Annotated in this window: 10 protein-coding genes; 7 read left to right on the top strand and 3 right to left on the bottom strand. The window is 73.0% G+C overall.

Annotated features, from left to right (window positions below):
- Positions 1–307: 307 nt before the first annotated feature.
- On the bottom strand, positions 308–880 hold the full coding sequence (locus EYB28_RS00765; protein ID WP_205710802.1) for an HD domain-containing protein: 573 nt from the start codon (positions 878–880) through the stop codon (positions 308–310).
- Positions 881–1048: 168 nt separating this feature from the next.
- Here EYB28_RS00765 and EYB28_RS00760 point away from each other — a divergent pair, with 168 nt between their 5' ends.
- On the top strand, positions 1049–1198 hold the full coding sequence (locus EYB28_RS00760; protein WP_166844015.1) for a hypothetical protein: 150 nt from the start codon (positions 1049–1051) through the stop codon (positions 1196–1198).
- A gap of 105 nt (positions 1199–1303) precedes the next feature.
- On the opposite strand, the gene EYB28_RS00755 is transcribed toward EYB28_RS00760, so the two are convergent.
- Positions 1304–3580: a family 20 glycosylhydrolase gene (locus tag EYB28_RS00755; protein ID WP_166844013.1), complete on the bottom strand. Its 2277-nt coding sequence runs from the start codon at positions 3578–3580 to the stop codon at positions 1304–1306.
- A gap of 37 nt (positions 3581–3617) precedes the next feature.
- Positions 3618–4691, bottom strand: coding sequence for a LacI family DNA-binding transcriptional regulator (locus tag EYB28_RS00750; RefSeq protein ID WP_166851452.1), 1074 nt, complete (start codon positions 4689–4691; stop codon positions 3618–3620).
- A gap of 269 nt (positions 4692–4960) precedes the next feature.
- Between EYB28_RS00750 and EYB28_RS00745 the strand changes: the two genes are divergently transcribed.
- The 6 genes from EYB28_RS00745 to EYB28_RS00720 all read left to right on the top strand — a co-directional run bounded on the left by EYB28_RS00745 (position 4961) and on the right by EYB28_RS00720 (position 14290).
- A complete protein-coding gene (locus tag EYB28_RS00745) occupies positions 4961–5881 on the top strand; it encodes a carbohydrate ABC transporter permease (RefSeq protein WP_166844011.1) in 921 nt (306 codons plus the stop codon).
- The gene (locus EYB28_RS00740; protein WP_166851449.1) at positions 5878–6810 is read left to right on the top strand and encodes a carbohydrate ABC transporter permease; all 933 of its coding nucleotides are present in this window, start codon (positions 5878–5880) and stop codon (positions 6808–6810) included. Before EYB28_RS00745 ends, EYB28_RS00740 begins: the two co-directional genes overlap by 4 nt.
- A gap of 55 nt (positions 6811–6865) precedes the next feature.
- On the top strand, positions 6866–8209 hold the full coding sequence (locus EYB28_RS00735; RefSeq protein ID WP_166844009.1) for an ABC transporter substrate-binding protein: 1344 nt from the start codon (positions 6866–6868) through the stop codon (positions 8207–8209).
- A gap of 116 nt (positions 8210–8325) precedes the next feature.
- Positions 8326–10104, top strand: a complete 1779-nt coding sequence (locus EYB28_RS00730; protein ID WP_166844007.1) for a beta-galactosidase — start codon at positions 8326–8328, stop codon at positions 10102–10104.
- A gap of 112 nt (positions 10105–10216) precedes the next feature.
- Positions 10217–13483 carry an RICIN domain-containing protein gene (locus tag EYB28_RS00725; protein ID WP_166844005.1) on the top strand — a complete coding sequence of 1089 codons (3267 nt, stop codon included), beginning with the start codon at positions 10217–10219 and terminating at the stop codon, positions 13481–13483.
- Between the two features lie 174 nt (positions 13484–13657).
- Positions 13658–14290, top strand: a complete 633-nt coding sequence (locus EYB28_RS00720) for a hypothetical protein (RefSeq protein ID WP_166844003.1) — start codon at positions 13658–13660, stop codon at positions 14288–14290.
- Positions 14291–14310: the final 20 nt, after the last annotated feature.

Raw genomic sequence — 14310 nt, 5'->3', positions numbered from 1 at the left:
CGCAGTCCTTCGCATTAGGCCACCGGATCTGCCCGCGCTCATAGCGTGCGAGAGTGGCGGCGTCGAGGCAGGCCTGCTGACCGGTCGTGCGCCACAGGTACCGGTTGACGGCCTCGGCGAGCTCGGCGCGCGTCATCGGCCACCCGTTGCCCGACGGTGACGGGACGGCCTCCCGCCTCCGGCGCAGGTGCTCGTTCCGGTCGACCACGCGTTCCCCTCTCGTCGGCGGGTCGCTCCGTGCCTCCGCCGTCCAGGGTAGCGACGTCCGACATTCCGCTCGGAGACGAGCACCGGCGTGCACCGTGGCTCAGCTGAGGGAAGCCCTCACCCGGACGCGTTCGACCGCCCGGCGCGCGAGCGGCTCGACCTCCCGCATCGTGCGCGTCACGACATGGTCCGCGGGGTAACGGTCGTAGATGCCCGCGAACCGTTCGTCGACGGTCACCGGTTCGCCGGTGTGCGACGTCGTGAGGTCGCAGAACGACACGACGTCGAGCGCGGCGTCCAGGTCGGGGGTGGATGGGCGCGGGAACTCCGCCTCGAGCGCCCCGTCGAGGCCCTTGTTCCGTGCTTCCACCAGCGCGAACGTGTGATGCGCGACGAGTCGGCACAGGTCGACCTCGTATCCGAGCCCACGCAGGTAGCGAGCGCCGTCGAGCTGGTGCATGCCGGTGTCGGTGGCCGCCGCCGCGTAGCCGACGTCGTGCAGGTACGCGGCGGCGACGACCAGGTCCGGGTGCGGGAACTGGTGAGCAGCGACGACGCCCTGCGCCCGGCGACCCACGGCGAGCGCATGAGCCAGCCGGTCCGAGCCCGGTGTGAGTATGTCGTGCAGCATGTCGACGGCCTCGTGGTGAAGAGGAACCGGTCCTGGCGCCATGCCCCCAAAGTAGCCCGTGAGGGTGCCACGGCGTCCACGCGGGTGCGCCGTCGCCTGCCAGGCTGGCGGCCATGGTCACGCGAACGGTGAGGCGGGATGCGCAGGTCCTCTGGGAATTCCATCAGGTCCCGGACGACGGACGTCCTACTGACGTCGGGGCCGCGCTCGGTGGCCACGACATCGGTGTCGCCGAGCATGCAGCGGCTGTGGGTGTACGCCGAGAAGGGGTTCGCCGTTCCTGTGGAGGTCCCTGCCGCCGTGCATGATGCGTACGACCGCCTCGTCGACGCCGGGTTCACGAGCCGGCTGGTGGCGTAGGAGGCGGCGTTCCCAGGTCCTCGGCTCGCCGGTGCACCGGCGAGCCGACCCGACGGCGGGCGGCGACGCGCCGAGCGCAGCGCGCCACCGCCTGTCGCACCGGGCTCAGGCCTGGCAGCCCGCCTCGGGCCGGGCGTCGCGCGCCGCGGCGACCTGCTCGGCGTCGAGCGCCTGGGCGTACAGGTCGAGCTCGGCGAGCCCGACCGGGCCCTGCAGCCGGGTGCGCGGCAGGGGAGCGGTGCTCTCCACCGAGCCGGCCTCGGCGCCGTCGACGAACAGGGTGACCGTGTGGCCGTCGCTCACCAGGGCCAGGTCCACCCAGGTGTCCCGCGGGACGTCGGCGGCGATGGTCCGGCTCGTGCCGCCGCCGGTGACGGCGGCTCCGTCGGGGCCTAGGGCGACCCGGGCCGAGCCGTCGAGGTTCGACAGGACCATGGGCGAGTCGGCCAGGCGCAACCGGGTGGTCAGGCTCCACGAGCCGGGCAGGTCCGGCGCGCCGAACCAGTAGCCGTCGGAGTCCACCTGCTTCGTCCAGCCTTCGCCGGGCACCTCGACGGTCGTCGTGTCGACGAACAGCGGCGTCATCCCGCTCAGCCCGCACACGTCCTGGATGCCGCGGCGGCTCGCCTCGGTGTGGGCGTCGTAGGTGCCGGGCGGGAACTTCGGGCCCATGACGTACTGGTGGATCGGCCGGCCGTCCGTCGTGTGCTCCGGCAGGACGACCCCCACGTACCCGGGCGCGGTGCCCACGGCGTCGAGCCGGTCGCCGAACGCCGCGAACTCGGCCTCGCTGCGCTGCGCGGTGTTCCACTGCCGGTCGGCGACGACGGCGCGCGGGCGCAGCGCCAGGCTCTCGATCCACTGTCCCTGGGCCCAGCCGAGGTCGTCGCCCCACACGTGCATGCCCCAGCCGAGGACGGTGGGGTCTGTCGGCGGCTCCCACGTGCGGGCGATGCGCTCCTCCTCGGGCAACCAGTCGCGGGCGGGCACGAGGTAGAAGGGGTGGCCGCTCGCGACGATCTTGTCGTACCCGTCCAGGTGCGGCGCGGTGCCGTCGCCGGTCCAGTCCATGACGACGACGTCGCGGTCCAGCGGCACCTGCACGGTGTCGTCCTCCGAGCCGTCGTAGATGATCGACCTGCGGCCGGCCGCCGTGACCTGCTCGTTGAGCGTGTTGAGGAAGTCGACGGCGACGTCGCCGATCGTGGAGTGCTCCGGCGACCTGTCGATGAACGCCTGCAGCGCCGGGCACTCGGCGAGGTTCGGCGGGATCTCGTCGCCCCCGAGGTGCACCCACGGCGAGGAGAACCACGGCATGAACTCGTCCAGCATCTCCTGGGAGACGCGCAGCGCCCTCGGGTTCATCACGTTGAACGTGAAGTCGTCGGTGAGGTGGTCATAGGAGTACCCGGCGCAGGAGTTCTCCGGGGTGGCGCCGGTGTCGCGCTCGCCGAACCCGGGCTCGGCGTCCAGCGGGCCGTCCGCCATCCCGACGTGGAAGTACGCGGACTTCGGCGACACGTGCGCCGGGAACTCGAAGCCGGGCACGAGCTGGACCTGGTGAGCCTTCGCGAGACGGTCGAGCCGCTCGATCGTCTTCCTGTCATAGCTGTAGTCCGGTTCGGCGAGGCCCGGGTACTTCGGGCTGTCGAGCCGGAACCCCTCGGCGTCGTCGAGGTGCAGCACCAGGAAGTTCTGCTTGAGGTACCCCATCTGCCGGATGACGTCCTCGACCTCGCGCGGCTCCCAGTACTCGCGCGACACGTCCACCGTGTTCATACGGATCCCGGTGTCCGGCGCGTCCTCGACCACACCGGCCGGCAGCGTCCGCTGGTCCGTGCTCGCCCGCAGCAGCTGCAGCAGGCTGCGGGTGCCGTAGTACACACCGGCCGCCGTGGGCGCCGTGATGCGGACCTCCCGGCCGATCTCCAGCCGGTACCCCTCGGGTTCCGCCGCGGCGTCGGGGTCCAGCGCGACCCGGATGCCTCGGGCGTCCTCGCTGTCCGCGACCGTCACGGGAACCCGCAGGCCGGTGACGGCCTCGACGTCGGGTGCCGCGTCCCGGGCCACCTGGCGCAGGGTGCGGGTGCCGACCTGCGGGTCGGACTCCGCCGTCATCCCCGGCACGGCGGTCCAGTCGTCGGCCGTGTCCTTGTCGACGACGAACCGGACGGACGGGTCGAGACGCAGCTCGCCCTCGCCCGGGGTCCAGGACTGCGGCTTCGGGACGACGGTGGTCAGGGGGTCGGCGGCGGACGGGGCGTCGGGCGTGGTCTCCGCCCGTGCCGACGGCGGAGAGGTGGCGGCCGGCAGGGCCAGCGCCAGTGCGAGGACGGCGGTGGCGGCTGCCCGCACCGTCGTCGTGGCGTGCGTCGTGGTCATCAAGAGCTCCCTCGGTCTCGACCTGCGCCGCGTGCTGCTACAGCGGCTCGCGCTCCTCGGCGACACCCTGGTCGCGGTCGTCGAGGAAGCCGGCCTCGGCGGTCGGCCGGGACGCACCCGCTCCCGGAGCGGGCGGCGGGGCGGTGCTCGCCCGCTCGACGAGCCGGGTGGGCACGAGCGTGGTGCCCCGGGGGGCGTCGTGCTCGGCCATCTGGTGCAGCACGCCGGCGACGCACCGGCGTCCGACCTCGGCGAAGTCCTGGTGCACGGTGGTCAGCGGCGGGGGATACGCGACGGCGTCGGGCACGTCGTCGAAGCCGACGACGCTGACGTCCTGCGGCACCCGCCTGCCCGCCTCGGCCAGGGCTCGCAGCAGCCCGAGGGCCATCTGGTCGTTGGCGGCGAAGACGGCGGTGGCGTCCGTGCGGGCGATGGCGCGCCCGGCCTCGTACCCCGACGACGCCGACCAGTCGCCGCGGTGCACGACGTCGGGCACCGGGCGGCCCGCGTCGACGAGAGTGCGTCGCCAGGCGTCCTCGCGGCGCTGGCTGGCGAACGAGTCGGACGGCCCCGCGAGGTGCAGCACGGTCTCGTGCCCGAGGCCGAGCAGGTGCCGCACCGCGGCGCGCGACCCGGCGGCCTGGTCGGTGTCGACGACGGGGTAGCGGTCGCCCGCGTCGGAGTCGGCCACGACGACCGGCACGTCGGTGGGCAGCGAGACGCTCGCGGCGTCCAGCAGGTGCACCTCCATGAGCAGGATGACGGCGTCGACGGCGAGCTCGCCCAGGCGGGTGAACGCGCCGTTGACGCCGTCCTGCGTGGGCGCCTCGAGGGGGATGACGGTGATGGCGTACCCTTCGGCGGCGGCCGACGTGGCGACGGCGTCGAGGGTGCGCATGTTCCCGGTGGTGGACAGCGTGAACAGGATGACGCCGATGGTGCGGAAGCGCCCGGACCGCAGCGCGCGGGCGGCGCTGTTGGGGCGGTAGCCCAGCTCGCGCATGGCGTCGAGCACCTGGCGGCGGGTGGACTCCACGACGTTCGGCTGTCCGTTCGACACGCGCGAGACCGTCTGCGTCGAGACCCCGGCGCGCCGCGCGACGTCGGCCATGGACACGCGCCGTGCCGGTCCTCGCTGCCCGCCGCGGGGCGCGTCGGGCCGGTCCTCGACGGTCGGTGTCGGTTCGGCCACGCTGTCCTCCTGCACGGTTTGCCTCGGCCGTGGTCTCGGTGCGGTCTCGATCCGGCACCGGCGGGTGCTCGGGGTTGACGTCCGCTCGGCCACGGTGCACGATCACCCTAGTCCATGTTTACGTCAACATCGATCACCGCGACGCGCGATGTTGACGTCAACATCCTGAGGGAGATCGAGGAAGTGTCATGACGACGACGTCCCCGCCGACGACGGCGAGCACGCCCACCGTCGTCCACCGCCGCAGCCGCCGGCGCTGGACGGGGTGGATGTTCGTGGGCCCCTTCATGGCGGTCTTCGCGCTCGTCTTCCTGGCGCCGATCGTCTACTCGCTGTACCTGTCGGTGTTCCGCACCCAGATGGTCGGCGGCACCACGTTCGTGGGCCTGGACAACTACGCCCGCGCCATGAGCGACCCGCAGTTCTGGGAGGGGCTCGGCCGGGTCTCGCTGTTCCTGGTCGTGCAGGTGCCGATCATGCTCGGCATCGCCCTGCTCGTGGCGCTCGCGATCGACTCCGGCCGGCTGTACGGCAAGAGCTTCTTCCGCATCTCGATCTTCATGCCCTACGCGGTGCCCGCCGTCGTCGCGTCGCTGATGTGGGGCTTCATGTACGGCACCCGGTTCGGCCTGGTCGGCAACCTCAACGAGGCCCTCGGGATCAGCCTGCCGGACCCGCTGTCGCCCGGGCTCGTGCTGGCGTCGATCGGCAACATCGTGACCTGGGAGTTCGTCGGCTACAACATGCTGATCTTCTACGCCGCGCTGCGGGTCGTCCCGCATTCGCTGTACGAGGCGGCGGAGATCGACGGCGCCGGGCAGTGGCGCGTCATCGGCGCGATCAAGCTGCCCGCCATCCGCGGTGCGCTCGTCATCGCCACGATCTTCTCGATCATCGGCAGCTTCCAGCTCTTCAACGAGCCCAGCATCCTGCAGTCGCTGGCGCCGAACGCGATCACCACGGCGTTCACCCCGAACCTGTACGCCTACTCGCTGTCGTTCTCCGGCCAGCAGTACAACTACTCCGCGACCGTCGCCATCATCATGGGCCTGATCACCATGGTGATCGCCTACGTGGTGCAGCTGCGCGGCATGCGCAAGGAGGCCTGAGCGCCGTGACCACCGCGACCCCCGCCGCTCCCGCCGCCGCCCGGCGTCCGGCGCCCCGCCTGCGCACGCCTCGCGTCCCGTCCGCCCGACCGCGCCGCAGCACCCTGCTCACGGTGCTCACCGCGATCGTGCTGGTCTACTCGCTGATCCCGCTGGTGTGGCTGCTGATCAACGCCACCAAGACGCAGGGCGACCTGTTCAGCTCCTTCGGCCTCTGGTTCGGCGACTCCTTCGCCCTGTGGGACAACGTCGCCACCACGCTCACGTACGACGACGGCGTCTTCGTGCGCTGGCTCGCCAACACCGTCCTGTACGTGGTGGTCGGCGCGGGCGGCGCCACGTTCCTCGCGATCCTCGGCGGCTACGCCCTCGCGAAGTTCGACTTCCCCGGCAAGCGCGGCGTGTTCGCCGTCGTCATCGGTGCGGTCGCGGTGCCCGGCACGGCGCTCGCCGTGCCGACGTTCCTCATGTTCAGCCAGATGGGGCTCACGAACACCCCGTGGGCCGTGATCATCCCGTCGCTGATCTCCCCGTTCGGGCTCTACCTCATGTGGACGTTCGCGGCCGAGGCGATCCCCACCGAGCTGCTCGAGGCCGCCCGCATCGACGGCGCCGGGGAGTTCCGCACCTTCTTCCGCGTCAGCCTGCCGCTGCTCGCCCCCGGGATCGTCACCGTGCTGCTGTTCACGATGGTCGCCACCTGGAACAACTACTTCCTGCCGCTGATCATGCTGCGCGACTCGTCCTGGTACCCCCTGACGCTCGGGCTCAACGCCTGGAACGCGCAGGCCGCCACCGCCGGCGGCGAGGCGATCTTCAACCTCGTCATCACCGGGTCGCTGCTCACGATCGTGCCGCTCGTCGTCGCCTTCCTGCTGCTGCAGCGCTTCTGGCAGTCCGGCCTGGCCGCCGGGAGCGTCAAGGAATGACCCCACCCCGTCCGCTCGACCCCATCCGTCTGACGAAGAAGTGAGAGGACCCCTCATGGCACGCTCCACCCCCTGGCGCCGCGCGCTCACCGCGACGCTCACGGCCGGCGCTCTCGCCGTCCCGCTCGCCGCCTGCAGCGGCGGCGCCGACGCCCCCGCCGACTCCGGCGAGGCCACCGCCGACGCCGCGTCCGCGCTCGAGGAGGGCGGCGAGATCACCGTCTGGGCGTGGGACCCGACGCTCGAGTCCGTCGCGAAGGACTTCGAGGCCGAGCACCCGAACGTCACCGTCAACCTCGAGAACGTCGGGACGGGCAACGACCAGTACACCGCCCTGCAGAACGCGATCGCCGCCGGCGACGGGGTGCCCGACGTCGCGCAGATCGAGTTCTACGCCCTGCCGCAGTTCGCGCTGTCCGACGCCCTCACCGACCTCACCGCCTACGGCGCCGACCAGCTCGACGGCACCTTCACGCCCGGCCCCTGGGGCGCCGTCACCCAGGGTGGCGGCGTCCACGCGCTGCCCACCGACTCGGGCCCGATGGCCCTCTTCTACAACAAGCGGGTCTTCGACAAGTACGACATCGAGGTCCCCACCACGTGGGACGAGTACGTCGAGGCGGCGCGCAAGCTCCACGAGGCCGACCCGAAGGCGTACCTCACCAACGACGTCGGCGACGCCGGCTTCACGACGAGCCTCATCTGGCAGGCCGGCGGGCGCCCGTACCAGGTGGACGGCACGGACGTGACGATCGACTTCACCGACGCCGGGTCCCAGCAGTTCGCCGACACGTGGCAGACCATGATCGACGACGAGCTCGTGGCCCCCGTCGGGTCGTGGAGCGACGAGTGGTACCAGGGGCTGTCCGACGGGTCGATCGCCTCGCTCGTCATCGGCGCGTGGATGCGCGGCAACCTGGAGTCCTCGGTCCCCGACGCGTCCGGCGACTGGGCCGTCGCCCCGATGCCGCAGTGGGAGGACGGCGGCCAGGCGACCGCCGAGAACGGCGGCAGCTCCCTCGCCGTCCCCGCGGCCAGCGAGAACGCCGACCTGGCGTGGGCCTTCCTGGAGTACGCGACCGTCGGCGACGGCATCGCGACCCGCGTCGACGAGGGCGCGTTCCCCGCGACGACGGCCGAGCTCGAGGACCCGGAGTTCCGCGAGCAGGAGTTCGAGTACTTCGGCGGGCAGAAGGTCAACGAGGTGCTCGCCGACTCGGCGTCCCAGGTCGCGGAGGGCTGGCAGTACCTGCCCTTCCAGGTGTACGCGAACTCCATCTTCAACGACACGGTCGGGCAGGCGTACGTCTCCGGCACGACGCTGACGGACGGCCTCGCCGCGTGGCAGGAGCAGTCCGCGACGTTCGGCAACGACCAGGGCTTCGCCGTCAACCAGTAGCCCCACCGACCGAGCGTCTCTGTTCGTCGGGTTTCCGCGCGTGAAGCCTGACGAACAGAGACGCTCGGCGGGTCCGGCTCGTCCGCACCACCCTTCCCCGAGAGGCTCCACGACTCATGCCCACGTTCGAGATCGGCGAGCGGGACTTCCTGCTCGACGGCCGCCCGTTCCAGGTGATCAGCGGTGCGCTGCACTACTTCCGCGTCCACCCCGACCAGTGGGCCGACCGGATCCGCGCCGCCCGCCTCATGGGCCTGAACACGATCGAGACGTACGTGGCGTGGAACTTCCACGCGCCCACCCCGGACGAGTTCGACCTCACGGGCCGCCGCGACCTGGGCCGCTTCCTCGACCTGGTCGCCGCGGAGGGCCTGCACGCGATCGTGCGGCCCGGTCCGTACATCTGCGCGGAGTGGGACGGCGGCGGGCTGCCGGCCTGGCTGTTCGCGGACGGGAGCGCGGGGGTGCGGCGCCACGATCCCGCCTTCCTGCGGGCCATCGGCGACTACTACGCCCACCTGCTGCCCGTCGTCGCGCCGCGGCAGACCACGCGCGGCGGCCCGGTCCTCATGGTGCAGGTGGAGAACGAGTACGGCGCCTACCCGGGCGTGCCCGACGACGAGCGGGTCCGCTACCTGCGCGAGCTCGTGCGTCTGACCCGGTCCCACGGCATCGACGTGCCGCTGTTCACGAGCGACCAGGCCGACGACGAGCACCTCGGCCGCGGCGGCCTGCCGGAGCTCCACAAGACGGCGAACTTCGGCTCCCGCACCACCGAGCGTCTCTCGATCCTGCGGCGTCACCAGCCCACCGGCCCGCTGATGTGCACCGAGTTCTGGAACGGCTGGTTCGACTCCTGGGGACAGATCCACCACGTCACCGCGCCCGAGGACACGGCCGCCGAGCTCGACGAGCTGCTCGCGGCCGGCGCCTCGGTCAACCTGTACATGTTCCACGGCGGCACCAACCCGGGGCTGACCAGCGGCGCCAACGACAAGGGCACCTACCTGCCCATCACCACGTCGTACGACTACGACGCGCCCCTGTCCGAGCACGGCGCCCCCACCGCAAAGTTCCACGCCCTGCGGGCGGTGATCGCCAAGCACGCCCCCGTGCCCGACGAGCTGCCCGCCGAGCCCGGGCTCGCGCCCGAGGGCGACGTCGTCCTCGGCCGGCGTGTGGCGCTGGCCGACGTCGTCGACGCCCTGGCCGGTGCCGGGCGGACGGCGCAGCGGCCGCCGACGATGGACGCCCTCGGCCAGTGGTCCGGGTTCGCGCTGTACCGCACCCGGGTGGAGGACGACGACGCCGTGCTGCAGGTCGCCGAGGTCCGCGACCGGGCGCACGTGTTCCTCGACGGCGAGCCCGTCGGCGTGCTCGACCGCACGGGCCACGTCGCGGCGTTGCCGCTGCCGCCCCGCGCGGGCGAGCTGACGCTGCTCGTCGAGGACCGCGGCCGGGTCAACTACGGCCCGCGCATCGGCGAGCCGAAGGGCCTGCTCGGCCCGGTGCGCACCGCGCGGCGCGAGCTCACCGGCTGGGAGGCGCTGCCGCTGCGCGTCGCCGAGGCGCCCGCGCTGCTCGACGGCGCCCTGCGGCCGGTGACCGCCCCGGACGCGCCCCTCGCCGGGCCGTCGTTCCACCACGGCACGTTCGACGCCGCCGCGGGGACCGACCGGTTCCTGCGCCTGGACGGCTGGACCCGGGGGCTCGCGTGGGTCAACGGCGAGCTGCTCGGCCGCTACTCCAGCGAGGGCCCGACGGCGACCCTCTACGTGCCCGGCCCGCTGCTGCGCGACGGCGCGAACGACCTCGTGCTGCTCGAGCTGCGGGGCGCCGCGTCCGCCCGCGCCCGGTTCGTCGCCACCCCCGACCTCGGACCCACCGAGCCCTGACCCCGAGCGTTGTGGGTACGGAGATGGCGAGGTTCCGGCGCCGGAGCTTCGCCATCTCCGTACCCACAGCGGTCCCCGATCCATCGCACCGACGCGAGAGGAGTGCTCACCGATGAGCCCGACCGACGAGAACGCACGACGAAGGAACGCACGACGACGCGCCGGCGTCGTCACCGGCACGGCGGCGGCGCTGCTCGCCGTCGGTCTGGTCCCGGCGACGGCGTCCCCCCAGGCGGTCGCCGCGGAGGCGGACGACGGCGGGACCGTCACCGTCCGCCCGGACCCGTCGTACGCGGGCGAGCCGTTCGAGGGCTGGGGGACCAGCCTCGTCTGGTTCGCCAACGCCACCGGCGACTACCCGGACGAGATCCGGAACCGCCTGGCGGACATGGTGTTCGGCGACGAGGGCCTGAACCTCAACATCGCCCGCTACAACGTCGGCGGCGGCAACGCCCCCGACGTGCCGGACTACCTGCGCGCCGGGGGCGCCGTCGACGGCTGGTGGAAAGCCCCCGAGGGCACCACCCGCGACGACGTGGACTGGTGGGACCCGGCGAACCCCGACCACTGGGACGACGACGCGGACGCCACCCAGCGCTGGTGGGTCGACCGCATCAAGGACGACATCACCCACTGGGAGACGTTCAGCAACTCCCCGCCCTGGTTCATGACGGAGTCCGGCTACGTCTCGGGCAACTTCGACGCAGGCACCGACCAGCTCAAGGCCGAGAGCGTCCAAGACTTCGCCCGCTACATGGTCGGTGTCACCGAGCGCCTCGAGGACGCGCACGGCATCGACGTGGACACGATCGACCCGTTCAACGAGCCCAACACCGACTACTGGGGCACCCAGCTCGGGGACGAAGGCAACCCGACCGGCGGCCGCCAGGAGGGCGCCCACATCGGCCCGGAGCTGCAGCAGCAGGTGATCCCCGCGCTCGCGGCCGAGCTCGCCGGCTCGACGACGGACGCCGTCGTCTCCGCGATGGACGAGACCAACCCGGGCCGGTTCGCCACCAACTGGAACGCGTACTCCGACGGGGTGCGCGACCTGGTGTCCCAGCTCAACGTGCACACCTACGGCACCGGCCAGCGCACCACCGTGCGCGACATCGCCAAGGGCGAGGACAAGCCCCTGTGGATGAGCGAGGTCGGCGGCTCCTGGTCCAGCACCGGGCAGGACTTCGAGTCCATGGAGTCGGGCCTCGGCAGCGCGCAGCACATCGTCGACGACCTGCGCGAGCTCGAGCCCTCCGCCTGGGTGTTCTGGCAGCCCGTCGAGGACTACGACAACATGGCGCCCGGCGGCGAGAGCCCCGAGGGCGGCAACTGGGGCGAGATCCAGATCCCGTTCTCCTGCACCGCGCAGGACACGCTGGAGACCTGCCCCATCTACACCAACACGAAGTACTGGATCACCCAGAACTTCACGCACTACATCGCGCCCGGCGACCGGCTGATCGGGGTCGACGACGCGAGCAGCACCGCCGCCGTGTCCGCGGCGGGCGACGGGGCCGCCGTCGTGCACGTCAACGACGACACCGCCTCGCGCGACGTCACCCTCGACCTGTCCGGCTTCGCCGACACGGCCGGCGCCACCGTCACGCCCGTCGTGACCAGCGCCGACGGCTACCTCGTCGAGGGCGACCCGGTCGCCGTCTCCGGTGCCTCCGCCACCCTCACCGTGCCCGCCGAGTCGGTGACCACCTTCGTCGTCGACGGCGTCTCCGGCGTCGCCGAGGACGCCCCGCTGGCGCAGGACGGCCACGTGTTCCGCCTGGACGGCGTGCAGTCCGACCGCTCGCTGGCGCCCGACGGCGACGGGGGCGTGCGCATCGAGACCGACGACCCCGCCGCGGCCGACCAGCTGTGGACGCTCACCGACCTGGGCGCCCCCGAGGGCTCCGGGACGCACCGCACCCGCTACGCCGTGACCAACGTGGGCACGGGGGAGCGGCTCGCCGTCACCGCGGACACCTCCGCCGTGCTGGTGGCCGCGGACGGCGACGCCCCGCCGGAGGCGCGGTGGATCCTGTCCACCACCGGCGACGGCACGTACACCCTGGTCAACGCGTCGTCGCGGACGCTGCTGGAGGTCGGCGGCGAGGCGTGGGCCGACGGCTCCCCGGTCGGCACGTACCGGGCGACCTCCGGCGCCAACCAGCGGTGGGCGATCGTCGACGAGACGGTGCTCGCCACCGAGCCCGTCGACGTCTTCGCCGTCCCCGGCACCACGCCCGAGCTGCCCACGACGGTCACGCCCGTCTACCCCGACGGGCCGCGCGGCGAGCTGCCCGTCACCTGGGTCGTGCCCGCAGACGACGCGTGGGCCGACGCGGGCACGGTCGAGGTGACCGGCACGGTCGCCGTCCCCGGCGGCGGTGCCGTCGAGGCGACCGCGACCGTCGTCGTCGACACCCTCACCGCGACCCTGCCCGCGCGTGCCGAGGCGTACGCCGGCGGCGTGCCCGAGCTGCCCGCCACGGTGACCGCCGTCGCCGCCGGCGGGGCCGAGGTCGAGCGCCCGGTGACCTGGGACGACGCCCCGGCGGGCGCCTTCGACGACCTCGGCGTCGTCCAGGTGGCCGGGGCCGCGGACGACGGCGCGGGCGGCACGCTGCCCGCCACCGCGCGGGTGCTCGTCACGCCGCCCGGGGAGGCGAACGCGGCGCTCGCGGACGGCACCACCGCCGCCGCGACGTACACCGAGCCCGGCTACCCGGCCGAGCGGGTGATCAACGGCGACACCGGCGACAAGGGCTGGTCCAACTGGCGCTCCGGCGACAAGAACCCGCAGGACACGCTCACCGTGACCCTGCCCACCGAGCGTGACGTGACCGGCGTCGTCACGCACTTCTGGCGCGACGGGTCGCACCGCAGCTGGGCGACCGGCGTCGCCGTCGAGGCGCGGGTGGACGGCGCGTGGCAGACCGTCGGCGAGGCGGAGACCGACGGCGAGACCCTCGTGGCCCGCGTGCCCGCGGAGGTGCGGGCCGATGCCGTCCGCGTCGTGATGACGGCGCACCCGGACACCCATCTGGTGGTCAGCGAGATCGAGGTGCTGGCAAAGGTGCCCGGCGAGCCGTCGCCGGTGTGGGACGCCGCCACCCGGTACCGCAAGGGCGACGAGGCCTACCACGACGGCGGTCACTTCCGGGCGTCGTGGACGTCCCGGAAGCAGGCGCCCGGCGCGTCCGTGCACGGCCCCTGGCAGGAGCTGGTCCGCGACGTCGACGGGACGGACGTGTGGACACCGTCGCGCATCTTCACCGCGGGCGACGTCGTCGTCCACGACGGGGAGCGCTACGAGGCGCAGTGGTGGACCCGGAACCAGGAGCCGGGCGTCGAACACGGCCCCTGGCAGCCTCTCGAGGGCTGACCACCGCCTGGACGAGCGTCTCTGGTCGTCAGGATCCGGCGCCTGGATCCTGACGACCGGAGACGCTCGATCCGGGCGCGTACGTTCCGGTCGTCTCGTGCCACGCACTAGGCTCGGCCGGGACACGGTGGCCGGTCCCGACGCCGGCCCCAGCGACCTCCGGAGAGCCGCACCATGACCGCACGCGACGAGCGGGCCGGGCCCGCCCGGTTCGTGCGCGGTGCGCTCGCGGCGATGGCGTCGACGGCCGTCGCGCTGCTGTCCCACGTCGCCGGCGGTGGTCAGGTGCCCGGCATGCTCGGGATCGTCGTCCCGCTGGCGCTCTCGCTGCCGGCCTGCACGGCCCTGGCCGGACGGCGGCTCTCGGTGCCGCGGCTGTCGGTCTCCGTCGTCGTGAGCCAACTCTTCTTCCACACCCTGTTCGTCCTCGGGACGCCGTCGGGCGCGGCGCCCGCCTCCGGCGGCCCGCACGGCCACGGCCTGCACGCGCCGGTGACGCTGCCCGCTGCCCAGGCCCCCGCCCACGCCATGCACACGGACCCGACGATGTGGGCCTGGCACGGCGTCGCCGCGGTGATCACCGTCGTCCTGCTGCACCGCGGCGAGACGATGCTGGCGCGGCTGCGCGAGCTCGGCCGGCGCGCTGCCGCGTGGCTCGTGCGCCGGTGGCAGGTCGCGGACCGGGTCCCGACGTTCGTCGTCCCCCGGCTCCCGGGCGTGCGTGCCGCGGACTTCCGCCCGCCGCCGCCCGGCCCTCAGCTCGCGCCCCTGTGGCGCCGAGGACCTCCCGCGCCGCACGCAGTCTGAGCTCCGTGCCGCGGGCCGCC

It is taken from the genome of Isoptericola sp. BMS4 (assembly GCF_011634835.1).
GTDB lineage: Bacteria > Actinomycetota > Actinomycetes > Actinomycetales > Cellulomonadaceae > Isoptericola.
This window is presented reverse-complemented; position numbering and strand designations above follow the sequence as displayed.

Coding starts and splice junctions, on each gene's coding strand:
- EYB28_RS00750 (WP_166851452.1), bottom strand. CDS start 4,691: ATGGCCGACGTCGCGCGGCGCGCCGGGGTCTCGACGCAGACGGTCTCG.
- EYB28_RS00725 (WP_166844005.1), top strand. CDS start 10,217: ATGAGCCCGACCGACGAGAACGCACGACGAAGGAACGCACGACGACGC.
- EYB28_RS00755 (WP_166844013.1), bottom strand. CDS start 3,580: ATGACCACGACGCACGCCACGACGACGGTGCGGGCAGCCGCCACCGCC.
- EYB28_RS00735 (WP_166844009.1), top strand. CDS start 6,866: ATGGCACGCTCCACCCCCTGGCGCCGCGCGCTCACCGCGACGCTCACG.
- EYB28_RS00745 (WP_166844011.1), top strand. CDS start 4,961: ATGACGACGACGTCCCCGCCGACGACGGCGAGCACGCCCACCGTCGTC.
- EYB28_RS00730 (WP_166844007.1), top strand. CDS start 8,326: ATGCCCACGTTCGAGATCGGCGAGCGGGACTTCCTGCTCGACGGCCGC.
- EYB28_RS00720 (WP_166844003.1), top strand. CDS start 13,658: ATGACCGCACGCGACGAGCGGGCCGGGCCCGCCCGGTTCGTGCGCGGT.
- EYB28_RS00765 (WP_205710802.1), bottom strand. CDS start 880: ATGGCGCCAGGACCGGTTCCTCTTCACCACGAGGCCGTCGACATGCTG.